Source organism: Pseudomonas sp. zfem004 (assembly GCF_032621715.1).
GTDB lineage: Bacteria > Pseudomonadota > Gammaproteobacteria > Pseudomonadales > Pseudomonadaceae > Aquipseudomonas > Aquipseudomonas sichuanensis.
Genome location: NZ_JAVYJF010000026.1, coordinates 44,834 through 71,351 on the forward strand (window position 1 = coordinate 44,834; position 26,518 = coordinate 71,351).

The following is a 26,518-nucleotide window of genomic DNA, read 5'->3' on the forward strand; positions in this document are numbered from 1 at the left end:
CTGTTGCTCAATAAGTCATAGTCAATGGGGGGCGACCTATCTACAATCGCCCCCAATTTCCGTTCGGCACTGCTTGCGAGTCGCAGGATTGAAGGAAGCCGCAGCGCTTTCTTATTGCTGACTTCGACAAGTTTCGCCCAACGGCGATCCGGGCGGACACCCCTCCGCGTTTTCCCGCACCAAATGGACTTGGTCTGAAGTACAGGCCGTTTGCCTACGAAACCATAAAGCACCGTATAGCCGCTCGCGCCCAGGTCCAGCAGTCGGACCCCAGGCAGGGGCGAATTCGGGCTCGAAATGCTAACGCTTGGCAGGACGAAGTGTTGGCTACCAAAACACAATTGCATTGAAGCAAGCTGATCTAGAGGTCGTGAGATGAGTAAAAAGCGTTACCCCAGACTGTTTGGCATATTGCCCTTTTTAGGCATGCTTTTACTCAGTGGGTGCAACTGGACCCTGCTCGACCCGAAGGGCCAGGTAGGCATTGAGCAGAAGAACCTGATCCTGATCGCCACCGGCCTGATGCTGCTGGTGGTAATTCCCGTGATCATCATGACCCTGGCGTTCGCCTGGAAGTACCGTGCTTCCAACAAGTCCGCCACCTACACCCCTGACTGGTCGCACTCGACCAAGATCGAGGCCGCGGTGTGGATCATCCCGATCCTGATCATCATCGCCCTGGGTTATGTCACCTACCACTCCACCCACAAGCTGGACCCGTACCGTCCACTGGATTCCGATGTGAAGCCGGTGCAGATCGACGTGGTCGCGCTGGACTGGAAATGGCTGTTCATCTACCCGGAACAAGGCATTGCCACGGTCAACAAGATCGTCTTCCCGGCCAACACCCCGGTCAACTTCCGCGTCACCTCGGACGCCGTGATGAACTCGTTCTTCATCCCGGGCCTGGGCGGCCAGATCTACGCCATGGCTGGCATGACCACCAAACTGCACCTGATCGCCAACGAGAACGGTGTGTTTGACGGTATCAGCGCCAACTACAGCGGCGCCGGTTTCACCGGTATGAAATTCAAGGCAACCGCCACTTCGCAAGCTGACTTCGATGCATGGGTCGCTGAAGTGAAGGCCTCGCCGAAGAAGCTGGACAAGGCCGAATACGAAGCCCTGGCCAAACCAAGCGAAAACAACCCGGTCGCGCTGTACAGCGAGGCACCGGCTGACCAGTTCCAGCGCATCGTCGACAAGTACGAAGGCATGAACCGCGGCAAGCCGGTCCACGAAGAAGCAGGCAGCAAAGATCTGGCCACTACCAAGGGTGTGGAATCGAGTATGCAACCAGCTGCCGGTGCAGAGGAGTAAGAGATGTTCGGTAAATTAACTCTGGAGGCGATACCGTATCACGAGCCGATAGTCATGGTGACGCTTGCCATGATCGCGCTCGGTGGTATCGCTGTCGTTGGTGCCATCACCTATTTCCGCAAGTGGACCTACTTGTGGACCGAGTGGCTGACCACGGTCGACCACAAGAAAATCGGCGTGATGTACATCATCGTCGCTATGGTCATGCTGCTGCGCGGCTTCGCCGACGCCATCATGATGCGTACCCAGCTGGCTGCCGCTACCGGTGGCTCCGAAGGCTACCTGCCGCCTGAACACTATGACCAGATCTTCACCGCCCACGGTGTGATCATGATCATCTTCATGGCGATGCCGTTCTTCACCGGCCTGATGAACCTGGCGGTTCCTCTGCAGATCGGTGCACGTGACGTTGCCTTCCCGTTCCTGAACTCCCTGAGCTTCTACCTGCTGCTGGCAGGCGTGCTGCTGGTCAACATCTCGCTGGGCGTTGGTGAATTCGCCAAGACCGGCTGGGTTGCCTATCCGCCGCTCGCGGGCATTCAGTACAGCCCTGGGGTGGGTGTCGACTACTACATCTGGGCGCTACAGCTCTCAGGCTTGGGTACGACGCTTACCGGCGTGAACTTCCTCGTCACCGTGATGAAGATGCGCGCACCTGGCATGAAGCTGATGGACATGCCGATCTTCACCTGGACCTGCACCTGGGCCAACGTGCTGATCGTCGCTTCGTTCCCGATCCTGACCGCTGCACTCGCCCTGCTGACCGTTGACCGTTATCTGGACTTCCACATTTTCACCAACGAGCTTGGTGGGAACCCGATGATGTACGTCAACCTGTTCTGGGCCTGGGGTCACCCTGAGGTTTACATCCTGATCCTGCCGGCCTTCGGCGTGTTCTCGGAAGTGACTTCGACGTTCTCTGGCAAACGCCTGTTCGGCCACCACTCGATGATCTACGCATCGGGCGCCATCGCCATCCTCGGCTTTGCGGTCTGGCTGCACCACTTCTTCACCATGGGTGCCGGCGCCAGCGTCAACACCTTCTTCGGCCTGGCGACGATGCTGATCTCCATTCCGACCGGTGTGAAGCTGTTCAACTGGCTGTTCACCATGTACCAAGGCCGTGTGCGCTTCACCGCACCGATGCTCTGGACCCTGGGCTTCATGGTCACCTTCTCCATCGGTGGCATGACCGGCGTACTGCTGGCCGTTCCAGGTGCTGACTTCGTTCTGCACAACAGCCTGTTCGTTATCGCTCACTTCCACAACGTGATCATCGGTGGCGCGGTATTCGGCTACATCGCCGGTTTCGCCTTCTGGTTCCCGAAAGCCTTCGGTTTCACCCTGAACGAGAAGTGGGGCAAAGCTGCCTTCTGGTTCTGGCTGTCGGGCTTCTACGTTGCGTTCATGCCGCTGTACGCCCTGGGCTTCATGGGCATGACCCGTCGTCTGAACCACTCCGACAACCCACTGTGGGAACCCTACCTGTACGTAGCCGTTGTCGGCGCCGTGCTGATCCTGTTCGGTATCGCTTGCCAGCTGATCCAGATCTTCGTGTCGGTTCGCGACCGCAAAGACAACATGGACGTCACTGGCGACCCATGGGGCGGCCGTACCATCGAGTGGTCCACTTCGTCGCCACCTCCGTTCTACAACTTCGCTCACATGCCTGAGAAAGTTGGCCTGGACGCCTGGCACGAAGCCAAGGAAGCCGGCGTTGCGTACAAGGTTCCGGCCAAGTACGAAGCGATCCACATGCCGAGCAACACTTCCACCGGTCTGTTCATGGGTCTGTTCCTGACCGTGTTCGGCTTCGCCTTCATCTGGCACATCTGGTGGCTGGTGGGCGCGAGCCTGGTTGCGACCATCGCGGTCTTCGTTCGCCACGCTGCACGTGACGACCAGGGCTACATGGTTCCGGCCGAAGAAGTGGCGCGCATCGAAGGCGAGCGCATGAAGGCGCTGGCCAAGGCTGGTGTACTGCCTGCCGGCGGCGCACGTGTCGAATCGTTTGAACGGGTGTAATCAATGTCCAGTCAAGTAATCCACGGTGCTGCTCATGGTCACGACCATGGGCACGACGAGCACCACCACGACTCGGGCCAGATGACCGTCCTCGGTTTCTGGCTGTACCTGATGACCGACTGCATCCTGTTTGCGTCGCTCTTCGCCACCTACGCGGTGCTGTCCGGCGGTTTCGCCGGCGGCCCGTCGGGTCACGACATCTTCCAGCTCGACTTCGTGCTGGTTGAAACCGCGTTCCTGCTGCTGTCCTCGATCACCTTCGGCTTCGCCATGCTGAAGATGTTCGACGGCAAGAAAGCAGGTGTACTGGGCTGGTTGGCTGTGACCTTCCTGTTCGGTGCTGGCTTCATCGCGATGGAAATCTACGAGTTCCATCACCTGATCGCTGAGGGCTACGGCCCGCAGCGCAGCGGCTTCCTGTCGGCGTTCTTCGCGCTGGTCGGTACCCACGGTCTGCACGTGACCGCCGGTCTGATCTGGATGGCGATCATGATGTACCAGATCAACAAGCACGGCATCACGCCGACCGCCAAGACCCGCATGAGCTGCCTGAGCCTGTTCTGGCACTTCCTCGACGTGGTCTGGATCTGCGTATTCACCGTCGTCTACCTGCTGGGGGTTCTGTAATGGCTAACGCACACGACACTCATCACGAAGGTAATCACGGCAGCGTGAAGTCCTACATGATCGGCTTCGTACTGTCGATCATCCTGACCGCGATCCCGTTCGGCCTGGTGATGTACCCGAGCCTGCCGAAGAACCTGACCGTCCTGATCGTGGTGGCCATGGCCGTCATCCAGGTGGTAGTGCACCTCGTGTACTTCCTGCACATGGACCGCTCGAAAGAGCAGCGCTCCAACGTGTCGACGTTCCTGTTCACCGTTCTGGTTATTGCACTGTTGGTCGGCCTGTCGCTGTGGATCATGTTCAGCATCCACTTCGAAATGATGGCCAAGTGAGGTAAGACTGCATGTCCGTGAAGCACTTTATCCAAATCACCAAACCGGGGATCATTTTCGGTAACGTGCTTTCCGTGGCAGGCGGGTTCTTCCTTGCCGCGAAGGGCCAAGTGGACTTCGCCCTGTTCCTGGCAGTGGTGATCGGTACCTCGCTGGTGGTCGCGTCCGGATGCGTGTTCAACAACTGCATCGACCGCGACATCGACCACAAGATGGAGCGCACCAAGAACCGCGTCATGGTGCAGGGCGGCATGTCGCTGACCCTCGCGCTGATCTACGCCACCCTGCTCGGGGTGGCCGGTTTCAGCCTGTTGTATGTGCAGGCCAACCCGCTGTCGGCGTTCTGCGCCCTGGTTGGCTTCGTGGTCTACGTCGGTTTCTACAGCCTCTGGCTGAAGCGCAAATCGGTGCACGGTACCCTGGTCGGCAGCCTGTCCGGTGCCATGCCTCCGGTGATCGGCTACTGCGCCGTGAGCAACAGCTTCGACCTGGCTGCAGTGACCCTGCTGGTGATGTTCAGCCTGTGGCAGATGCCGCACAGCTTCGCCATCGCCATCTTCCGCTTCAAGGACTACAGCGCCGCCAACATTCCGGTTTTGCCGGTGGCGCGCGGTATCCTCGCGGCGAAGAAGCAGATCGTGCTGTACGTGCTGGCCTTCGTGCTCGCCACCCTGATGCTGACCCTGGGCGGCTACGCCGGCCTGGGTTACCTCGCCGTGGCAGCCGCCATGGGCCTGTACTGGCTGTACATGGCCTGGGGCGGCTACAAGGCCGAGGACGACAGCAAGTGGGCGCGCAAGGTCTTCGGCTTCTCCATCCTCACCGTCACCGCCCTGAGCGTGATGATGGGTGTGGACAGCCAGACCGCAGCCGATGTGCTGATGACCTACGCACGCTGACCGATGACTGATTCAGAAAAACGCCCCGGCTTGCCGGGGCGTTTTTTTTGCCTGGAAAAAATTCATCGGGACGGAGTTGACATCGTTACCCACTTTGCCGGAATTTATCCGCCGCGGGTCAGGATGACCCGGCGGTGAAGTTACCGCGTTTCCTATTCAGACAAAGGATTGTTCCATGACCGAACCGAGCCTTGCGCTTTCGGCGTGTGGCGCATTGCTGCGCCAGCGTCACCCCGTTGCCCACCTGGACACCGCGCTCGCTATCTTGCAATGCTTGTTCAGCCGCCGCAGCCTGGCGCCTGGGCAAGACCCTGCGCTGGACGAAGCCGCGCTCGCGCCACATCTGCCCAAGGTCCTGGCCGCGCTCGAGCAGGGCCTGCCGATCGAGATGGTGTTGCCGGCATTCCCAGGCAAGTCACCCAATCGCCAGAAAACCCTCGGCCCGTTGCCGGACCTGGCCGAGCACCACGCCATCGACGAACTGCACCGGCTCTGCGAAGAGATTAAAGCGCTGCATGCGCCTGGCGCGGTGATCCATATCTGCTCCGACGGCTACGTGTTCTCCGACCTGGTGCGGGTGCCCGACACCCACGTCCAGGCCTACACCGACGACATCCAGCGCTACGCCGACCAGCACTATCCGGGCAGCTTCACCCTGTTCGACCTGAAAGACGCCTACCCGCACCTTGGCTGCCTGGACTCCATGCGCGAAGAACTGATGATCGAGCACGGCCAGTCGCTGCGCGCGTTGCAGCAACGCTTCGAGTCCGAGGACCACATGATGTTGATGTACTGCGGGATCCACCGCTTCCTCGCGGAGGACTACTCGGGCCTGGCGGACTTCGCCGGCATGAGCATGAACGCGGTGAAAAAGGTAGCCAAGCCGGCCTCCCAGCGGGTGATCCAGCGCAGCGAAGCCTGGAGCGCATTGCTGCAGGAGCGCTACCCGCACTGCCTGCGTCTGTCGATCCACCCGCAGCTGGCGGTGTCGAGCAAGATCGGTATCCGCCTGGTGCCCACCAGCGACCTGTGGCGCACCCCCTGGCACTCGGTGGCCATCAAGCGCCGCGGCGTGGTCACCCTCGAGCGGCGCAGCAACGTCGATGAACGCTACAGCCGCCTGGTGTTCCGTCGCGGTCGCCCCTGCCATTACGCGAGCGTGCACTGATGATGCGGCTGAGCGAAGCGCAAGCGGTGCTGTTCGACCTGGACGGCACCCTGGTGGACACCCTGCCGGATATTGCCTGGTGCCTGAATCACGTATTGGCGCAGCACCAGTTGGCCGCGCTGCCCGAGACACGGCTGCGCGCCCTGGTCGGCGGAGGCGTGGCGGCGATGATCGAACAGGTGGCGCTGGAACAGGGTACGCCGGACGCCGGGCGCCTGCTGGCGGACTACAGCGCCTGTTACCGTCAGCACCTGGTGCAGTTCTCCCGCCCCTATGCCGGCATCGAGCAGTTGCTCGAATCGCTTGCGGCGCGCGGCCTGCCCATGGCCGTGGTCACCAACAAGTCTCACACCCTGGCCCGGCAAGTGCTGGAGCTGCTGTTGCCGGCCACGGCCTTCGACGCAGTCATCGGGCATCAGCCGGGTCAGCCGTTGAAACCGGCTCCGGACGCCGCGTTGCAGGCGGCCGAGCGGCTTGGCGTCGCCCCTGGCGACTGCCTGTTCGTCGGTGACACGACTATCGACCTGCTGACGGCGCATGCCGCCGGAATGCCGGTAGTCGCTGCCGGCTGGGGTTATGGCGAGCCCGAGACATTGCGAGCCCACCGCCCGCAGGCGTACTGCCAGGCCCCTGATCAGCTGCTCGCGGCCTTGTGCCCGGCGGCTGTCTCCCTCTTGAGCCAACCCATGGAACGGGCCGGTTCGTTGTAACACCACCAAAGGACGACAAGACATGCATGACCAAGACAGCTGGATCGCAGCCGTCAGCCAGGTGCTGGACGGCTATCTGCTCAAGGCCGAGGGCGACCGTTTCGCCGACACCGGCAAAGCTCGCCTGGCCCAGGGCCTGGCCCGTTGCTTCGCACGCGGCGAGCCGGTGCGCATGGTGCTGCCGGGCTTTCCCTGCAAGTCGCCGAACGACCGCGACAAGACCTTCGGCGTGTTGCCGGACTACGGCGAGGTGATGGCCATCGAGCGCCTCGACCGCCTCGGCCAGGAGATCGCCGCGCTGCACGCGCCAGGCTGCGAGATCGCTATCCTCAGCGATGGCACCACCTTCAACGACATCGTCGGTGTGCCCGACGAGGTACGCCGCGCCTACAACCAGGCGCTGCGCAGCCTGTGCGTCACCCATTGCATCCGCTGGGTGAGCATGGAAGATCTGTTCCCCCAGGCCAGCAGCCCCGAGGCGCTGCGCGCGACCCTGGTCAAGCAGGCGCGCCTGCCGTGGAAGCACGTCGAGGCCCTGATCGAGCAATGCCAGCACGACGACACCCTGGCCCGCAGCCACGACAAGCTGTGCAGCCATCTGTACAACGACCTGCGCCTGTGCGGCGAGCCCGGGCAGGACCGCGACGAGCACCTGCACCAGATCTCCCACAAGGCCTTCCAGATGATGCTGCGCGGCCAAGCGCTCAACGCGGCGGTCGATCGCTTCTTCCCCGAACACATTCGCCTGTCGGTGCATCAGTACGACAATGCCGGCCCCAAGTTCACCCTGGCCCTGGCCGAGGGCTTGGGCCAGGTCGTCAGCCCCTGGCACGCGGTACCGGTGCGCCAGCTCGACGGCGGCCAGGCACTGCGCGGCCATGCCGAGATCGATAGCGCCCGGCACGTGCAGGTGACCTGGCAAGGACGGCCGTGGCTGCTGCATGAAACCTGCGGCGAGGCGCTGGAGGGCTATCGCTTCGAGCTGCAGAAGCTACCGCTGTTCGGCCTGGTGGTCAGCGCACCCTCGGGGCAGGGCCCGCAACAGCTCAGCACCGAGACCTTGCAGGCGCTGGTGCGCAGTTTCGGCTTCGTCTGCCTGCGAGGTTGCGAGTACGCCGAGCAGTCCGACTTCGCCGCCGACTGCGCGCGCTTCGGCACCATCTACCGCTGGGCCTTCGGCGAGGTGCACGTGGTCAAGCCGGCCGACCGGCCCCAGGGCGTGGTGCATTCGCTGGAGAAGACGCCGCTGCACTGGGACCTCAACCTGCTGCCCGACAGCGACCCGCTGGTGCAGCGCGATCCCAAGTTCTGCGCCCATACCTTCATGCTCTACTGCAAGACCCCGCCGCAGCCCGGGGAAGGGCAGACCACCATCGTCGACAGCCGCAACGCCCTGCGCCAGGTCGGGCTCAAGGTGGCCCGGCAGTGGCAGGGCGTCGACATCACCTACTACACGCGCATGACTTATTTCGGCGGCTCGCCACGTACCTATCCACTGGTGGACCGCGACCCCCGCACGGGCGAGCCGGTGCTGCGTTACCAGGAAGGTTGCGAGTCGTCGCTGCAGACCTTGGAGCAGCAAGTGCAGGGGGGCGATGAGGCGTACCAGCGCGGGTTGATCGAACAGCTCGATGGGCTGGTCTACGACCCTCAGTGCCTGATCGCCCATGAGTGGGCGGCGGGCGACCTGGTGCTGATCGACAACTACCAGACCCTGCATGGGCGCCTGCCCATGAGCGCGGCCTCGGCTTCGCGCGAGTTGTGGCGGGTGCAGGTTTATTGATTCATTGAACTGACTGTGGGAGTGGGCCGCGAATTCGAGGGTGGATCCACCGACGCATTCGCGGGTAAACCCGCTCCCACAGGGAAATCGTCGATTTTGAATTTTCTGTTTTTTCAAATTTTGCGCCTGAAAATTTTTATAAAAACAGAAAATTATCCTTTGCGAATTTTACTTGGCGGGATTATCTTCTGATTCGGCCGCCGCAGCGGCCAACGTCGCTCGGACGGTTCCGGGCGCTTACGTCTCCAGAGGAAACCATGGCCAATCCAGGTTCGCCGCGCCGTTTCGCGCGCATCGATCGTCTGCCCCCCTACGTCTTCAACATCACTGCCGAGCTCAAGATGGCTGCCCGCCGCCGTGGCGAGGACATCATCGACCTGAGCATGGGCAACCCCGATGGTGCCACCCCGCCGCACATCGTCGAGAAGCTGGTGCAGGTCGCACAGCGTGAAGACACCCATGGCTATTCCACCTCGCGCGGCATCCCGCGCCTGCGCCGGGCCATCTCCAACTGGTACAAGGACCGCTACGAGGTCGAGATCGACCCGGAAAGCGAAGCCATCGTCACCATCGGCTCGAAAGAGGGCCTGGCGCACCTGATGCTCGCCACCCTCGACCAGGGCGACACCGTGCTGGTGCCCAACCCCAGCTACCCGATCCACATCTACGGCGCGGTGATCGCCGGCGCCCAGGTGCGTTCGGTGCCGCTGGTGCCGGGCGTGGACTTCTTCAACGAGCTGGAGCGGGCGATCCGCGAGTCGATCCCCAAGCCGAAGATGATGATCCTCGGCTTCCCGTCCAACCCCACTGCCCAGTGCGTCGAGCTGGACTTCTTCGAGCGCGTGGTGGCCCTGGCCAAGCAGTACGACGTGCTGGTGGTGCACGACCTGGCCTACGCCGATATCGTCTACGACGGCTGGAAGGCGCCGTCGATCATGCAGGTGCCGGGGGCCAAGGACATCGCGGTGGAATTCTTCACCCTGTCCAAGAGCTACAACATGGCCGGCTGGCGGATCGGCTTCATGGTCGGCAACCCGGAGCTGGTCAGCGCCCTGGCACGCATCAAGAGCTACCACGACTACGGCACCTTCACCCCCTTGCAGGTGGCGGCCATCGCCGCACTGGAAGGCGACCAGCAGTGCGTGCGCGACATCGCCGAGCAGTACCGCCAGCGCCGCAACCTGCTGGTCAAGGGCCTGCACGAGATGGGCTGGATGGTCGAGAACCCCAAAGCGTCGATGTACGTCTGGGCCAAGATCCCCGAGCAGTACGCACACCTCGGTTCGCTGGAGTTTTCCAAGAAGCTGCTGGCCGAAGCCAAGGTCTGCGTGTCGCCGGGCGTGGGTTTCGGTGACTACGGCGATGACCATGTGCGCTTCGCCCTGATCGAGAACCAGGACCGCATTCGCCAGGCCATCCGCGGCATTCGCCAGATGTTCCGGGCCGATGGTTTGACCAGCAAGTAAGCAGGTCCGACCTGATCGCGGGGCAAGCCCGCTCCCACGCCGTCTGGTGATGGCGTGGGAGCGGGCTTGCCCCGCGATGCTTTTACGCCGATCAGCGGCGATCTTTTTTTCATTTCCCCCCTTCTCAGCCAGTCGCGCCTGGATTAAAAATAGCGCCGCGGGCGCTCGCCCCGATAACAACAACCTCCCTCCCTGGTCATCATGTCCGAACAGAACCCTTGCCTGACCTGCGGCGCCTGCTGCGGCTACTTTCGTGTGTCTTTCTTCTGGGGTGAATGCCAGTCGGCCGGCGGCCTGGTGCCGGACGACCTGGTGGTACAGATCAATCCGACCCGCGTCGCCATGATCGGCACCGACGCCAAGCCCTGCCGCTGCACCAGCCTGGGTGGCGAGATCGGTAAGCAGGTCGCCTGCGGCATCTACGAGAACCGCTCGAGCCCCTGTCGGGAATTCGATGCGTCGTGGGAAAACGGTGTGCACAACCCTAGCTGCGACGACGCCCGTGCGGCCTACGGCCTGCCCCCCCTGACGCCGCCTGGCGCCAACGAGCCGCATTGGCCGGACGACGGCGCCGAGGTTGCCTGAGGCGCAAGCGAAACGGCGAAGCGGTCACACTCTGGCGACTGGCCATGACCGCTTGTCGGATGGATCCAATCCCGACTGCGCTGCAGCCCGCGTAGTTCGTACCGCCTCGAAATAGTATTAACACCATTTGACCGCCCCGAGCGGCGTGCTGTCCGTGCTTGAGCGGCTACACATTTCCACAAAGGAACTTGTAGCCAGGGTCAGGCGTTTCGGCCGGCGTGCGTCGCGCTGCTGCAGCACCGCGATACACGTATTCAAGGACTGAATGACCTGATCCACGAAGGAGCTCTCCGTGGACAGAAGTGTTGCCGCCCGTTTGCCTGCCCGTCTCTCGCAATTGTCCCTGGCCGTCAGCCTGGTTGTCGGGGGCATGGCCGTTTCCCTCAACAGTGAACAGGCGCTGGCCGTCTGTAGTGCGGCAGGGTCCATCATCACCTGCAACGGCGCGGCCAACCCACTGGCGCCGAGCTATAGCAACGGCGGCAGTGGCCTTACGGTCAACGTCAACCCGGGCGCCGGCCTGGGCACGCTGCTGGGGGTTGGCGGTACCTCGCTGTCGCTGGCGGGCAACAACAACACCCTGAACAACTCCGGCACCATCGACCCGACCTTGCTGGGGTTGCTGAGCATCCAATCCACTGCCGTGCTGATCGGCAACACCGGCACCGGCAGCACCCTCAACATCAACAACAACGCCACGGGCGTGATCAAGGGCACCGGTGCCTTGCTCGGCGCGAACCTGCTGAACCTCACGGGCATGGCGCTGGATGTGCGCAATGGTGCATCTGGCACCACCACCATCAGCAACGCCGGCAGCATCGGCTCCTCGGCGCTGGCCAGCCTTACCCTGGTGAGCGAAGACACCCCGGTGATCGCCGTGACCGGCGGCAGCACGGTGAACTTCACCAACACCGGCACCATCCTCGGCCGTGCAGCCTTCGAAGCCTCTGCGGCAGGCAACACCTTCACCAACGCCGGCACCATCACCGGCAGCCTGGCGATGGGTGCCAACAGCACCAACCGTTTCAACGCCATCACCGGTTCCAGTGTCGGTGCCGGGCTGGGTGTCGGCGTGGCCCTGCTGGTCACCAGCAATCCAAACCTCGCCTTCGCGGCGGCGGGCAAGATCGACGGCGGTGCCGGCGGCACCAACACCCTGGCCCTGCAAAACGCCATCGGCGGCGGCAGCGGCACCGGTGGCAGCGGCACGATCAACGCCAGCAACTACATCAACTTCAGCCGCCTGATCGTCGACAGCGGCACCTGGAGCCTGCTCGGTCAGGTGCTCAACGGCACCACCCTGACCACCCTCAACGGCGGCCTGGTCAACTTCGATAACTCCAACGCTTTCGGCGCCGGCGCCATTACCGTCAACGGCGGCGGCCTGGCAGGCACCATCGGCGGGCTGAGTCTGAGCAATGCGCTGACCCTGAACGCCGGCCTGAACGTCGGCGGCACCACCGACATGGCCCTCAACGGAGTGGTCAGCGGTGTTGGCGGGCTGACCAAGACCGGCACCGGCCTGCTCACCCTCGGCGGCACCAACACTTACAGCGGCGGCACCACCTTGACTGCCGGCGGCCTCAACCTGACCAGCGCCGCGGCGCTGGGCTCTGGCGGGCTTACCGTCAGCGGCGCCGGCAGCCTGCAAGGCAGCGTGCCGCTGGTGCTGAACAACGCCGTGGCACTCAACGCGGCCCTCAGCCTGCCTGGCAGCAACGCCCTGACCCTGGGCGGTGTGCTCAGTGGCAACGGTTCGCTGGTCAAGAGCGGCAGCGGCAACCTGACCCTCAACGGCAGCAACACCTTCAGCGGCGGTACCACCCTGGCGGGCGGCACGCTCACCCTCGGTAACAGCGCAGCGCTTGGTACGGGTGCCCTGAGCCTGACCGGCAATGGCACCCTGGATACCACGGCGGCCATGACCCTGGGCAACGCAATCAACCTGGGCAGCAGTGCCCTGACCTTGACGGGCAGCAACGCACTCACCCTCAACGGCGTGATCGGCGGCACCGGCAGCCTGATCAAGAACGGCGTCGCCGACCTCACCCTCAACGGCGTCAACACCTACAGCGGCGGTACCAGCCTGGCCGCCGGCAAGCTCACCGTCGGCAACAGCGCCGCGCTGGGCACCGGTGCCCTGTCCTTGACCGGCAACGCCAGCCTCGATGCCAGCACCGCAGTCAGCCTGGGCAATGCGATCAACCTGGGCGCCAATACCCTCAACCTGCTGGGTACCAGCGCCACCACCCTGGGTGGCGTGATCAGCGGCACTGGCGCGCTGGTCAAGAACGGTGCCGGCGACCTGGCCCTGAACGGCAACAACACCTTCAGCGGCGGCCTGACGCTAAACACTGGCAAGCTTACCGTCGGCCACAACAATGCCCTGGGCGGTGGCGCGCTGACCCTGGGCGGCAATGCCAGCCTCGATGCCAGCACCGCCGTCATCCTGGGCAATGCCGTCAACCTCGGTGCCAACACCCTCAGCCTGCTGGGTACCAGCGCCACCACCCTGGGCGGGGTGATCAGCGGCACCGGCGCGCTGGTGAAGAGCGGCAGCGCCGGGCTGACCCTCAACGGCAACAACACCTTCAGCGGCGGCACCACCCTCAATGCCGGTGTGCTGACCGTCGGCAACAACAACGCCCTGGGTACCGGTGCGCTCAGCCTGGGGGGCAACGCCAGCCTCGATGCCGGCGTGGCGGTCAACCTCGGTAACGCCATCAACCTTGGCGCCAACACCCTGAGCCTGCTCGGCACCAGCGCCACCACCCTGGGCGGCGTGATCAGCGGCACCGGTGCATTGATCAAGAACGGCGGCAGCAACCTGACCCTGGCCGGTGCCAACACCTTCAGCGGCGGCCTGACCCTCAACGCCGGTACGCTGACCCTGGACAGCGCGGCGGCCCTGGGCACCGGTGCGTTGACTGTCGGCGGTGCATCGACTCTGGCCAATAGCACCGCCATGACCCTGAACAACGGGGTCGTCCTCGGCGCCAACCTGACCCTCGCCGGTGCCAACAACCTCACCCTGGCCGGCAACCTCAGCGGCAGCGCCGGGCTGATCAAGAACGGTGCCGGCACCCTGACCCTCAGCGGCAACAACACCCAGAGCGGCACTACGGCCCTCAACGCCGGCACCCTGGTACTAGGCAGCGCGACGGCGCTCGGCACTGGTGCGTTGAATGCGGCCGCCAACACCACCCTGGATACCTCGGTCGCCGGCCTGAACCTGGGCAATGCCCTGAACCTGGCGGGCAACCTCAACCTTGCCGGCAGCAACGACCTGACCCTCGGCGGCGTGATCGCCGGTGTCGGTGGCCTGACCAAGAACGGCAGCACCACCCTGACCCTCAGCGGCGCCAACACCTACTTTGGCGCCACCAACCTCAACGCCGGGCGCATCGTGGTCGGCAGCAACACCGCGCTGGGCACCGGCACGCTCAACGCCGCCGCCGGCACCAGCCTGGATGCCAGCAGCGCGGTCACCCTCGCCAATACCGTCAACCTGGCCGGCGCCCTGACCATCGGCGGTGGCGCCAACCTCGGCCTTGGCGGCCTGATCAGCGGTGCCGGCAGCCTGATCAAGAACGGCAGCGCGACCCTGACCCTGTCCGGCCCCAATGCCTACCTGGGCGGCACCACCCTCAACGCCGGTGGCCTGGTGCTGGGCAACGGCGCCGCCTTGGGCGTAGGCAAACTGACCGTGGCCGGCAACGGCAGCCTGGACACCAGCGCCGCGCTCAGTGTCGGCAACGCCATCACCCTTGACGCCGACCTTACCCTGGCCGGCAGCAACAACCTCAACCTCAATGGCGTGATCGACGGCACCGGCCGCCTGATCAAGAACGGCAGCTCTACGCTCACCCTCGGCGGGCTCAACAGCTATGCCGGTGGCACCCTGCTCAACGCCGGCGGCCTGGTGCTGGGCAACGGCAGCGCGATCGGCACCGGTACCCTGACCGTGGGCGGCGCGGCGAGCCTGGATAACAGCAGCGCCATCAGCCTGGGCAACAACGTCGCGCTCGATGCCAACCTTACCCTGGGCGGCAGCAATGCGCTGACCCTTGGCGGTGTGCTCAGCGGGGCAGGGCAGCTGATCAAGAACGGCGCTGCCACCCTGACCCTCAATGGCGTCAACAGCTACACCGGCGGCACCACCCTCAATGCCGGTGGCTTGGTCATCGGCAATGGGAGTGCCCTGGGCAGTGGCGCTTTGTCCGTGACCGGCGCCGCCAGCCTCGACAACAGCGCCGTGCTCAACCTCGCCAATAACATCGGCCTGGGCGCCAACCTGACCCTGGGCGGCAGCAACAACCTCACCCTGGACGGGGTGATCAGCGGCACGGGCGGCCTGATCAAGAACGGCCTGGCCGACCTCACGCTGACCGGCAACAACACCTTCAGCGGCGCCATCGACCTGATCGGCGGCAGCCTCACCACGGTCGGTGCGGGTGCCCTGGGCAATGCTTCATCGCTCAATGTCGGCGCCGGTGCCAGCCTCAACCTCGGCAACAGTGCCGCCGTCGGCGGCCTGAGCGGCGCGGGCACGGTGAACGTGGCCGGTGGCGGCAACCTGAGCGTGGGCGGCAACAACCTCAACAACGTGTTCAGCGGCGTGCTGGCTGGCGCGGGTGGGCTGGTGAAGAACGGCAGCGGCAGCCTGGAGCTGTCAGGCGCCAACGTACTGGCCGGCAACACCACGGTGAATGGCGGCCTGCTCAACGTCAGCGGTACGCTGGCCAGCGCCAACACGCAGATCAACAGCGGTGCCAGTCTTGGCGGCACCGGCAGCCTGCTGGGCGCCGTGGACATCGCCAATGGCGCGCACCTGCTGGCCAACAGCGGCGCCACCCTGAATACCGGCGCGCTCACCTTGCACAGCGGCTCGATCCTCGATTTCGGCCTGGCCGGGCCCTCGACCGGCGGCACCGCGCTGGTCAACGTCAATGGCAACCTGACCCTCGACGGCACCCTCAATGTCAGCGACCTCGGTGGCTTCGGCGTGGGTATCTATCGCCTGTTCGACTACACCGGGGCGTTGGTGGACAACGGCGTGGTGTTCGGTGCGATCCCCGGCAGCGTGCTGCCCGGTGACCTGCAGGTACAAACCAGCATCGGCAGCCAGGTCAACCTGCTGGTCGGCGGCGGCTCCAGCACCGTGCAGTTCTGGGATGGTGGCCAGAGCGTGCCCAACGGTGTGATCGATGGCGGCAGCGGCACCTGGAATGGCAGCAACACCAACTGGACCGACGTCAACGGGGTGCTCAACGGCAGCTGGGCCGCCGACTTCGCCGTGTTCCAGGGCACTGCGGGCGACGTCACCGTGGTCGGCACCCAGACCGCCACCGGCCTGCAGTTCGTCACCAATGGTTATCGCCTGATCGGCGCTGGCGGCCTGAATCTGGTCAACGGCAGCAATGGCGCGTTCAGCGTGCGGGTCGATCCGGGGATGACCGCGACCCTCAACATCGGCCTGTCCGGCAGCGGCCAGCTGGCCAAACTGGACAGCGGCACCCTGGTACTCAATGGCGCCAACAGCTACACCGGCGGCACTCTGCTCAACGGCGGGTCGCTGGTGGTCGGCAGCAACACCGCCCTGGGCACGGGTGCGGTCAGCACCGCGGCAGGCACCAGCCTGGACAGCAACACTGCCGTCACCCTCGGCAACGCCTTCACCCTGAACGGCGCGCTGACCGTGGCCGGCAGTGCCGACCTTGGCCTGGCCGGCATCGTCTCTGGCAATGGCAGCCTGATCAAAACCGGCGGCGCCAATCTCACTTTGGGCAACGCCAACACTTACAGCGGTGGCACCACCCTTGGCGCAGGCACTCTGACCTTGGCTAACGCCCAGGCGCTGGGCACCGGCGGCCTTACGATCAGCGGGGCTTCCAGCCTGACCAGCACGGGCGACTTCAGCCTGGCCAACAGCGTCGCGCTGAACGCCAACCTCAACCTACCGGGCACCAGCAACCTCACCCTCAACGGCGCCGTGAGCGGCACCGGTGGACTGATCAAGTCCGGCAGCGGCGTGCTCACCCTCAACGCCAGCAACAGTTACCAAGGCAACACCAACCTCAACGGCGGCACCCTGGTGGTGGGCAGCAACACCGCGCTGGGCACCGGCGCACTGAATGCCTTGGGTGGTACCACCTTGAGCAGCAATGCCAACGTGACCTTGGCCAATCAGCTCAACCTGGCCGGCAACCTGACCATTGCCGGAGCCCAGAACCTGACGCTGGGCGGCAATATCAACGGCGTCGGCGGTCTGACCAAGACCGGCAGCGGCACCCTGACCTTGAACGGTACCAACGGCAACCTGGGCAACACCAATCTCAATGCCGGCACCCTGGTGCTCGGCAGCGCCAGCGCGCTTGGCCTCGGCCAGCTCAACGCGGCCGCCGGCACCACGCTGGACAGCAACACCGCGCTGAACATCGGCAACACCGTCAACCTCGGGGGCAACCTGACCATTACCGGCAGCAACGACCTGGGCCTGGGCGGCCTGGTTACCGGTGCCGGCAGCCTGACCAAGAACGGCGCCAGCAACCTGACCCTCAGCGGCGCCAACACCCTGACCGGTGGCGTGACCCTCAATGCCGGCACCCTGACTCTGGGCAACAACCAGGCGCTGGGCACCGGTACCCTCACCGTTGGCGGCGCTGCCAACCTGGCTACCCTCGGCGCGCTGACCGTGGCCAACCAGGTGTTGCTCAACGGCAACCTGAGCCTGACCGGCAACAACAACCTGGCGCTTAACGGCGTGATCAGCGGCGCCGGAGGCCTGAGCAAAACCGGCAGCGGCAACCTCACCCTCGGCGCCGCCAACACCTACCAGGGCACCACCACCCTTGGCGGCGGCACGCTGACCCTGGGCAACAACACCTCCCTTGGCCAGGGCAACCTGTCGGTGACCGGCAACAGCACCCTGGCCAGCATCGGTGTGCTGCAAGTGGCCAACGCCATCGGCCTTGGCGCCGGCACCACGCTCGGTGTCAACAACACCCAGGCGCTGACCCTCGATGGCGTGATCAGCGGCACCGGTGCCTTGAGCAAGCTCGGCAGCGGTCAGTTGATTCTCAACGGCAACAACACCTATAGCGGCGGCACCAGCCTGCAGGCCGGCAGCCTGCTGCTGGGCAATGCCGGCGCCCTGGGCAGTGGTGCGCTGACCGTCAACGGCGCCGCCGGCCTCGACACCAGCCTGGCGCTGGCGCTGGCCAACGCGATCAACCTGGCCGGGGGCAACCTCACCCTCGGCGGCAGCCAGGCGCTGACCCTCAACGGTGTGGTCAGTGGCACCAACAGCCTGATCAAGAACGGCGCCGCCAGCCTGACGCTCAACGGCAACAACACCTACAGCGGCGGTACCACGCTCAATGCCGGCACCCTGGTGGTCGGCAGCAACACCGCCCTGGGCACCGGTGCCCTGAGCACTGGCGCCAATACCAGCCTTGATGCCAGCGGCGCTGGCGTCACCCTGGCCAACGCCGTGCACCTGGGCGGCGTGCTCAATGTGCCGGGCAGCGCAGATCTCACCCTCAACGGCGTGGTCGATGGCGTCGGCGGCTTGAACAAGTCGGGCGCCGCCACCCTGACCCTCAATGGCGCCAACAACTACCTGGGTGGCACCACCCTGAACGCCGGCCAGCTGGTGGTCGGCAATGACAACGCGCTGGGGCAGGGCGCCCTGACCGTCGCCGGGGCCTCGACCCTGAGCGCCGGCAGCAACGTCACCCTGGCCAACAACGTCACCCTCAACGCCGGGCTGACCGTCGCTGGCGCCAACGACCTGACCCTCAACGGCGTGATCAACGGCACCGCCGGGCTGACCAAGAACGGCAACGGCAACCTGACCCTCAACGGCAACAATGGCTTCCAGGGCGGCCTCCAGCTCAATGCCGGTCGCCTGACCGTGGGCAGCAGCGGCGCCTTGGGCACCGGCACCCTGTCGGTCACCGCCGACGCCACCCTGGCCAACGGCGCGCCCATGGCCCTGGGCAACACCATCGCCCTGAGCAACGGCGCCAACCTGACCGTCGAAGCCGCCAATGCGCTGATCCTGAGCGGCGACCTTGGCGGCAGCGGCAACCTGATCAAGACCGGTGTCGATGACCTCACCCTGGTCGGCGTCAAGACCTTCACCGGCGACGTCGATATCCAGGCCGGCTCCATCACCACCCTTGGCAGCGGCGTGCTGGCCAACGTCGATACCCTCAACGTCGGCGCCAGCGGCCAGCTCAACCTCAATGGCAACGCCAGCCTCGGCAGCCTGACCGGCAGCGGCCAGGTCGATATCGGTATCGGCAGCGTGCTGAGCCTGGGCAGCAACAACCTCAGCAGCACCTTCGCCGGCGGCCTCAACGGCCTCGGTGGCCTGACCAAGGTCGGCACCGGCACCCTGACCCTGACCGGCACCGGCAACCTCGCCGACAACACCCAGGTCAATGCCGGCACCCTGAAGATCGATGGCACCCTGGGCAGCAACCTGCTGACCGTCGGCAATGGCGCCACCCTCACCGGCAGCGGCACCGCCAACGCCACGGTGGTCATCAGCAACGGCGGCCACCTGGCCGGGCAAAGCGGCAGCACCCTGGGGCTCGGCTCCCTCGTGCTCAACAGCGGCTCGATCGTCGATGCCGGCCTCGGCTCGCCCGCCACCGGTGGTACCGCACTGTTCAACGTCGGCGGCAACCTGACCCTCGACGGCACGCTCAACGTCAGCAACATCGGCGGTTTCGGCAACGGCGTGTACCGGATCTTCGACTACACCGGCTCACTCACCGACAACGGCCTGGACTTCGGCAACCTGCCCTTTGGCTTCGGCCTCGGCGACCTGAGCCTGCAGACCAGCCTGGCCAACCAGGTCAACCTGCTGGTCAGTGCCAGTGGCCAGAACATCCTGTTCTGGGACGGCAGCGACACCACCGGCAACGGCCAGGTCAACGGCGGCACCGGCACCTGGAACGCCGGCAGCAGCAACTGGACCGACCTCAACGGCACCACCAACAGCGCCTGGAACGGCAGCTTCGCGGTGTTCCAGGGCACCGCCGGCGATGTCACCGTGGTTGGCCCGCAAGCCATCAATGGCATGCAGTTCGTCAGCAACGGCTACCGCCTGCTGGGCGGTGCCGGCGGCGTGCTGAACCTGGTCAACGGCAGCAGCGGCGACACCAGCGTGCGCGTCGACCCGGGTGCCATCGCGACCCTCGACGTGACCCTGGCCGGCAGCGGCAAGCTGAACAAGCTCGACACCGGCACCCTGGTGCTCAATGGCAGCAACAGCTACAGCGGCGGCACCAGCCTCAGCGGTGGCACGCTGATCGTCGGCAGCAACACTGCCCTGGGCAGCGGCGTGCTGAGCACCACGGCAGGCACCACCCTGGACAGCAACAAGACCGTGGCGCTGAGCAACGCCATCAGCCTGGCCGGGCCGTTGAACATCGCCGGCAGCAACGACCTGGCGCTCAATGGCGACATCAGCGGCACCGGCGGCCTGGTCAAGGCCGGTAGCGCCAGCCTGCTGCTGGCCGGCAACAACAGCTACAGCGGCAGCACTGCGCTCAACGCCGGTACGTTGATCGTCGGTTCCAACACGGCGCTGGGCAGCGGCGCGCTCAATGCGGCTGCCGGAACCAGCCTGCAGAGCAGCCAGGCCGTGACGCTGGCCAACAACGTCAACCTGGCCGGCCTGTTCAACGTGCTGGGCAGCAACGACCTGACCCTCGGCGGCACCCTGGCGGGTGCCGGGCAACTGGTCAAGAGCGGTACCTCGGTGTTGACGCTCGCTGGCGCCAATACCTACAGCGGGGGTACCGAGCTGCAGGCGGGCACCCTGGTGGTCGGCAACAACGCAGCGCTCGGCAGTGGTGGCCTGAGCGTCACCGGCAACGCCAACCTCGACAGCAGCAGCGCGGTCACCCTGGGCAACCCGGTGGCCGTCAGCGGCACGCTGAACGTGCTGGGCAGCAACGACCTGCAACTGGCCGGGGTGCTCAGCGGCAACGGCACGCTCAACAAGAGCGGCCTGGCCGACCTGACCCTGTCGGGCAACAACACCTTCAGTGGCATCATCAACCTGCTCGCCGGCAGCCTCAGCACCATCGGCACCACGGCCCTGGGCACCCAGAGCGAGCTCAATGTCAGCAGCGGCGCCACTCTCAACCTGGACGGCAATACCACCCTGGGCGATATCGGCGGCAGCGGCGCCATCCAGATTGCCGCAGGCAACAGCCTGGGCGTGCAGGGCGGCCTGTTCGCCGGTGACATCAGCGGTACCGGCACCCTGAACAAGCTGGGCAGCGATACCCTGACCCTCAGTGGCAGCAACAGCCACAGCGGCACCACCAACGTCCAGGCCGGTGGCCTGGTGGTCAACGGCAGCCTGGCCAGCAACTCGGTCACCGTTGCCAGCGGCGCTACCCTGGGCGGCAGCGGCAGCCTTGGCGGAACGGTGGGGGTGGCTAACGGCGGTACCCTCAGCGCCGCCAGTGGCAGCACCCTGAACGTCGGCAACCTGATGCTCGGTAGCGGCGCCAACTTCAATGCCGCCCTCGGTGCGCCGGTCGGCAGTACCCCGCTGGTCAACGTGGCCAACAACCTGACCCTCGGCGGCACGCTCAACATCACCGACATCGGTGGCTTCGGCGCCGGGGTGTACCGCTTGTTCGCCTATGGCGGCAGCCTGGTCTACAACGGCCTGGCCATCGGCAGCACACCGGTACCCGCCAGCGACCTGACCGTGCAAACCGCCATCGCCAACCAGGTCAACCTGGTGGTCGGCGGGGCCAGCAACCTGTTGTTCTGGGATGGCAGCCAATCCGTACCCAACGGCGTGATCGACGGTGGCAGCGGCACCTGGGATGCCACCAACACCAACTGGACCGACGCCAACGGCGTGCTCAACACCCCCTGGAACGATACCTTCGCGGTGTTCCAGGGCAGCGCTGGCACCGTCACTGTGAACGGCGCCCAGAGCATCGGCGGCATGCAGTTCGTCACTGACGGCTATGTGCTCAATGGCGGCGCCGCCGGCGAGCTGCTCACCACCGGCACCACCAACCTGCGGGTCGATAACGGCGCCACGGCCACCCTCAACGTTGCCCTCAATGGCACCGGCAGCATCGCCAAGTACGACACCGGCACCCTGGTGCTCAACGCCGCCAACGGCTACAGCGGCGGCACCGCGCTCAACGGCGGCACCCTGGTAGTGGGCAACAACAGCGCCCTGGGCAGCGGCGTGCTGACTGCGGCTGCCGGCACCACGCTGGACAGCAACACCGCCGTCACCCTGGCCAACAATGCCGTGCTCAACGGCGCCCTGGCCATTGGCGGCAGCAACGCCCTGGAACTGGCCGGCAACCTCAGTGGTGCGGGCGGCCTGGTCAAGAACGGCAACGCACAGCTCACCCTCAGTGGCAGCAACAGCTATACCGGCGGCACCCTTATCAACGCCGGCAGCGTGGTGGGCGACAGCGACAGCCTCAAGGGCGCCATCGTCAACAATGCCGCACTGACCTTCGAGCAGAACGCCAACGGCAGCTACACCGGCAACCTCACCGGCACCGGCACCCTGACCAAGGCCGGCACCGGCGAGCTGCTGCTCACCGGCAACAACGGCCTCACCGGCGCCACCAACGTCAACGCCGGGCGCCTGGTGGTCAACGGCCGCCTCGACAGCGCCACGGTCACGGTCGCCACCGGCGCCAGCCTGAGCGGCAGCGGCACCCTGGCCGGTGCGGTGCAGATCCAGAACGGCGCCACCCTCGCCGCAGGCCCTGGCAGCACGCCGTTGTCGGTGGGCAGCCTGAGCCTGGCCTCGGGCAGCGCGCTGGACTTCAGCCTCGGCGCGCCGAATGCCGCCACCACGGTGGTGCAGGTGGCCGGCAACCTGACCGTCGACGGCACCCTCAACATCACCGATGCCGGTGGCTTCGGCCCAGGGGTGTACCGCCTGTTCAGCTATGGCGGCACGCTGACCGACAACGGCCTGGTGTTCGGCGCCATCCCCGGCAGCGTGGTCCTGGGCGACCTGAGCCTGCAGACCGCCATCGCCAACCAGCTCAACCTGGTGGTGCAGGGCGCCGCCGGATCGCTGCAGTTCTGGAACGGCAGCCAGACCACCCCCAACGGCAGCATCGGTGGCGGCAGCGGTACCTGGGACTCGGCCACCAACTGGACCAACTCCACCGGCACCACCAGCGATAATTGGGGCGCGCAGTTCGCCGTGTTCGGTGGCCAGGCCGGCACCGTGACCGTGGCCGGCAACCAGGCCTTTACCGGCATGCAGTTCCTCACCAATGGCTATCAAGTGGTGGCCGGCAACAATGGCAGCCTGACCGCCACCAACGGCAGCGGCGGTGCCCTTGCGGCGGTGCGTGTCGATGCCGGCGCCACGGCGCTGATCAGCGCGCCGCTGGTAGGTACCGGCGGTATCGAGAAGCTCGACTCGGGCACCCTGGTACTGGCCGGCGCCAACACCTACAGCGGCGGCACCACGGTCAGCGGCGGTACCCTGATGGGCGATACCACCAGCCTGCAGGGCAACATCCTCAACAACGCCAGCCTGGTGTTCGCCCAGGGCGCCAATGGCACCTTCAATGGCAGCCTGACCGGCACCGGCACCACCACCAAGACCGGCGCAGGCACCTTGCTGTTGACCGGCAACCAGGCCTTCAGCGGCGCCTTCAACGTCAACCAGGGTGTGTTGGAAGTGGGCAATGCCGCCAACCCCGGTGCCAACCTCGCGGCGCAGGTCACCGTGGCCAATGGCGCTGCGCTGACCGGTACCGGCACGGTGGCCAGCCTGGTCAACCAGGGCACGGTGATGCCAGGCAAGGGCGGTGAACTCACCGTCACCGGCAACTTCACCAACGCCGCCAGCGGCAGCCTGCTCGTCGATGTCAGCGGCAACCCCACCAGCTACCTCGACGTCGGCGGCACCGCCAACCTCGGCGGCAGCCTGCAGGTGGTCAACCTGGCCGGCTTCAGTGGCAGTGGCCAGTACAACGTGGTCACTGCCGCGGGCGGGATTACCGGTACCTTCGCCGGCACCAATCTGAGCAACTCGGCGTTCCTCAACAGCGCCGTGGCCTATGGCGCCAACCAGGTGACCCTGTCGCTGAGCCGTAACGGAACCGGCTTTGCCGGGGTCGCGTACACCGGCAACCAGCGCGGCGTGGGCACCGCCCTCAGCGCCCCAGGCGCGCCGGCCGAGTTGATCGGCAATATCCTGCCGATGAGTGCGGCGCAGGCCCGGGCGGCGTACGACAGCCTGTCTGGCGAGATCCACGCCAGCACCGCCAGCGTGCTGATCGAGGACTCGCGCTACGTGCGTGAAGCGGTCAACGACCGCCTGCGCCAGGCCGACTGCACCCGCCAGGACGACCCACGCCGCACCCTGGCACCCACCGCCAACCAGCAGCTCACCAGCGAAGGTTGCCAGGGGCAGGCCGTCGGCTGGATCCGCGCCCTTGGCGGTTGGGGCGACTTTGATGGCAGCAGCAACCACGCCAGTGTCGATCGCGAGCTGCAGGGCTTCATGCTCGGCGTCGACCGGGCGCTGGACGAGCAGTGGAAGGTCGGTGTTGCCGCCGGCTACACCAACTCCAGCATCGATGCGCACCAGCGCCGTTCGGATGCTTCGGTCGACAGCTACCACCTGAGCACCTACCTGGGTTACCAACTGGACGCCTTCGCCGCCCGCCTGGGCGTGGCCTACAGCTGGCACGACATCGACACCAAGCGTGACGTCGAGGTGGGCGCCTACAACGACCGCCTCAAGGCCAAGTACAAGGCTCGCAGCGCCCAGGTGTTCGGCGAAGTGGGCTACGCCATCGACGCCGGCGGCATTGCCCTGGAGCCGTTCGCCGGGCTGGCCTACGTCAACTACGACAGCGATACCGCCCATGAGAAGGGCGGGGCAGGGCGGTTGGAGGGCAGCGTCGATCAGGACGTGACCTATTCGACCCTGGGCGTGCGTGCCGGCAAGCGTATCGAGCTGGCCAATGGCACCGCCATCACCCCGCGTGTGTCGGTGGGCTGGCGGCATGCCTTCGGCGACACCGAGCCTGATGCCGACCTGCGCTTTATCGACGGCGGGGCAGGCTTCAGTACCTCGGGCGTGCCGATTGCCAAGGACGCGGCGGTGGTCGAGGCCGGGCTGGATCTGGCGGTGGGCGAGAGTGGCAAGCTGGGCATCGGGTATTCCGGGCAGCTGTCGAACGATGCGCGTGACCATGGGGTGACGGTGAGTTTCAGCATGGGGTTCTGAGTGGGGTGCTGAACCATCGCGGGGCAAGCCCGCTCCCACGTTCCTGAGTTACCTCCAAGGTTTGGGTTGATGTCCAACCCATGGAGCCAGCTCAGGAACGTGGGAGCGGGCTTGCCCCGCGATCAGTCTGGACTGTGTACGACATTTCCGAATCTGAAACCAAATACTTCAATCGGCCAGCGCTTGGGACCTATCCTACGCGCCTGTCGGAAGGCTCTGCATTGGCTGGGAAATACCTCGGGGGTAACGTCGCTGGGTCGTCACATTTGGCGACCGGGTGTGAGAAGCCCGTGGTGTTTTCAGTAGCAGGCCGCCTGTCATGGCAGCCGTGCGCGTGCAGACTTCGGTCTGGCCGTGGTGCTCTGAACACGGTCTTCTCACCTCGCGTACGGCTGCCACCCTTGTCTGTGAGAAGGATGTCGGTGGTTGCTCATGAAAACTACTTTCAGAGAGTGACAACTATGAAAAAGATCGTCCCCGATCCACCGTATCCGATTCCGTTCATCAGCATCATCAACGACCTCACCGCCGAGCAGGCCATGGCCCATGCCGCCACGTTGATGGAAACCCTCGTCGATACCGTCCACGCCTACGCCGATTGCCCTCCCGAGCTGCATTCGGACATCCTGCTGGACAACGCCTCGGTCCTCACGCAACTGGTGATCGCCCTGATCAACCACGCCAAATCCAAGAGGGCCGCCCCATGAGCGATAAAAGCCTCTACGGCCCGACCGAGGGCAGCACCACCTGCCTGGACCTGTTCTGCATCAAGCCGGGCATCCCGTTCGAACATGCCTTCGGCGAGTTGTCCGCGCTGCTTGGCTGCATCAGGCACCTGACTACAGAAGCTGAAATGGAGGGTGATCTCCAGGCCGGCAGTGCAGCGCGGATCCTGAGCGGGTTGGCCAAGGGGCTGATCGATGACATGGAGTCGGGGATGAGCCAAGGCAAGTAAACCCATCACTTATCGAGACTGCCGGGCAGTCTCGATGTGCCAAGGTCGTGACGCTGTATCGTGGTGGCGCTGCTGCCGTTGCACTGGGCTTGTGAATGGGATGCCAGGTGGGCGTGACCTTCTAATACATAACAACCCACTGTTGCGGAGGACTGTTCTCCAGAACAAGGCATGTTCGAGTGAGTGTTCTGATGTTGTTGTAGGAGGTTTCTTGATCCGCTTCCGGTGCCGTCGGAGGCGTCATCAAGCTGCTAGCGTTCGGCGTTTTCTGCGTACAAAGGAAAGGCCGCATGACCCGCAACCCTATCAAGGGCATCGCCGCAGGTGACCGCCCATGACCTATCGCATCGTGATTCTCGGCAAGGGGCAGGGCCTG

13 protein-coding genes are annotated in these 26,518 nt (G+C 65.1%); all 13 read left to right on the plus strand.

Annotated elements, in window-relative coordinates:
* Window positions 1-375: 375 nt before the first annotated feature.
* The 13 genes from cyoA (at window position 376) to RTH46_RS22740 (ending at window position 26,142) form a co-directional block, all read left to right on the plus strand.
* Complete coding sequence (gene cyoA / locus RTH46_RS22680) at window positions 376-1,320, plus strand: ubiquinol oxidase subunit II (RefSeq protein ID WP_110995874.1); 945 nt, start codon at window positions 376-378, stop codon at window positions 1,318-1,320.
* A gap of 3 nt (window positions 1,321-1,323) precedes the next feature.
* Complete coding sequence (cyoB, locus tag RTH46_RS22685; protein WP_153786515.1) at window positions 1,324-3,345, plus strand: cytochrome o ubiquinol oxidase subunit I; 2,022 nt, start codon at window positions 1,324-1,326, stop codon at window positions 3,343-3,345.
* A 3-nt stretch (window positions 3,346-3,348) separates the two neighbouring features.
* Window positions 3,349-3,972 carry a cytochrome o ubiquinol oxidase subunit III gene (cyoC, locus tag RTH46_RS22690; RefSeq protein ID WP_110995872.1) on the plus strand — a complete coding sequence of 208 codons (624 nt, stop codon included), beginning with the start codon at window positions 3,349-3,351 and terminating at the stop codon, window positions 3,970-3,972.
* Entirely contained in the window at window positions 3,972-4,304 is a 333-nt protein-coding gene (gene cyoD / locus RTH46_RS22695; protein ID WP_153786516.1) for a cytochrome o ubiquinol oxidase subunit IV, read from the plus strand. The genes cyoC and cyoD overlap by 1 nt, the downstream gene beginning before the upstream one ends.
* Window positions 4,305-4,315: 11 nt before the next feature.
* Window positions 4,316-5,203, plus strand: coding sequence for a heme o synthase (gene cyoE / locus RTH46_RS22700; protein ID WP_110995870.1), 888 nt, complete (start codon window positions 4,316-4,318; stop codon window positions 5,201-5,203).
* A gap of 175 nt (window positions 5,204-5,378) precedes the next feature.
* Window positions 5,379-6,371, plus strand: coding sequence for an isocyanide synthase family protein (locus tag RTH46_RS22705; protein ID WP_316906692.1), 993 nt, complete (start codon window positions 5,379-5,381; stop codon window positions 6,369-6,371).
* Window positions 6,371-7,081, plus strand: coding sequence for an HAD family hydrolase (locus RTH46_RS22710; RefSeq protein WP_153786518.1), 711 nt, complete (start codon window positions 6,371-6,373; stop codon window positions 7,079-7,081). Before RTH46_RS22705 ends, RTH46_RS22710 begins: the two co-directional genes overlap by 1 nt.
* A gap of 22 nt (window positions 7,082-7,103) precedes the next feature.
* A complete protein-coding gene (locus tag RTH46_RS22715; protein WP_153786519.1) occupies window positions 7,104-8,864 on the plus strand; it encodes an isocyanide synthase family protein in 1,761 nt (586 codons plus the stop codon).
* A 257-nt stretch (window positions 8,865-9,121) separates the two neighbouring features.
* A complete protein-coding gene (gene alaC, locus RTH46_RS22720; RefSeq protein ID WP_110995869.1) occupies window positions 9,122-10,330 on the plus strand; it encodes an alanine transaminase in 1,209 nt (402 codons plus the stop codon).
* A gap of 201 nt (window positions 10,331-10,531) precedes the next feature.
* Window positions 10,532-10,915: a YkgJ family cysteine cluster protein gene (locus RTH46_RS22725; RefSeq protein ID WP_153786520.1), complete on the plus strand. Its 384-nt coding sequence runs from the start codon at window positions 10,532-10,534 to the stop codon at window positions 10,913-10,915.
* A 292-nt stretch (window positions 10,916-11,207) separates the two neighbouring features.
* Window positions 11,208-25,187 (plus strand): autotransporter-associated beta strand repeat-containing protein, encoded by a 13,980-nt coding sequence (locus tag RTH46_RS22730; protein WP_316906693.1) that lies wholly within the window; start codon window positions 11,208-11,210, stop codon window positions 25,185-25,187.
* 461 nt (window positions 25,188-25,648) lie between these two features.
* The gene (locus tag RTH46_RS22735) at window positions 25,649-25,894 is read left to right on the plus strand and encodes a hypothetical protein (RefSeq protein ID WP_153789267.1); all 246 of its coding nucleotides are present in this window, start codon (window positions 25,649-25,651) and stop codon (window positions 25,892-25,894) included.
* Window positions 25,891-26,142 (plus strand): DUF3077 domain-containing protein, encoded by a 252-nt coding sequence (locus RTH46_RS22740; protein WP_316906694.1) that lies wholly within the window; start codon window positions 25,891-25,893, stop codon window positions 26,140-26,142. The genes RTH46_RS22735 and RTH46_RS22740 overlap by 4 nt, the downstream gene beginning before the upstream one ends.
* The last annotated feature ends 376 nt before the right edge of the window (window positions 26,143-26,518 follow it).

Coding starts and splice junctions, on each gene's coding strand:
- cyoC (WP_110995872.1), top strand. CDS start 3,349: ATGTCCAGTCAAGTAATCCACGGTGCTGCTCATGGTCACGACCATGGG.
- RTH46_RS22710 (WP_153786518.1), top strand. CDS start 6,371: ATGATGCGGCTGAGCGAAGCGCAAGCGGTGCTGTTCGACCTGGACGGC.
- RTH46_RS22705 (WP_316906692.1), top strand. CDS start 5,379: ATGACCGAACCGAGCCTTGCGCTTTCGGCGTGTGGCGCATTGCTGCGC.
- RTH46_RS22715 (WP_153786519.1), top strand. CDS start 7,104: ATGCATGACCAAGACAGCTGGATCGCAGCCGTCAGCCAGGTGCTGGAC.
- RTH46_RS22725 (WP_153786520.1), top strand. CDS start 10,532: ATGTCCGAACAGAACCCTTGCCTGACCTGCGGCGCCTGCTGCGGCTAC.
- alaC (WP_110995869.1), top strand. CDS start 9,122: ATGGCCAATCCAGGTTCGCCGCGCCGTTTCGCGCGCATCGATCGTCTG.
- cyoE (WP_110995870.1), top strand. CDS start 4,316: ATGTCCGTGAAGCACTTTATCCAAATCACCAAACCGGGGATCATTTTC.
- cyoD (WP_153786516.1), top strand. CDS start 3,972: ATGGCTAACGCACACGACACTCATCACGAAGGTAATCACGGCAGCGTG.
- RTH46_RS22740 (WP_316906694.1), top strand. CDS start 25,891: ATGAGCGATAAAAGCCTCTACGGCCCGACCGAGGGCAGCACCACCTGC.
- cyoA (WP_110995874.1), top strand. CDS start 376: ATGAGTAAAAAGCGTTACCCCAGACTGTTTGGCATATTGCCCTTTTTA.
- RTH46_RS22735 (WP_153789267.1), top strand. CDS start 25,649: ATGAAAAAGATCGTCCCCGATCCACCGTATCCGATTCCGTTCATCAGC.
- cyoB (WP_153786515.1), top strand. CDS start 1,324: ATGTTCGGTAAATTAACTCTGGAGGCGATACCGTATCACGAGCCGATA.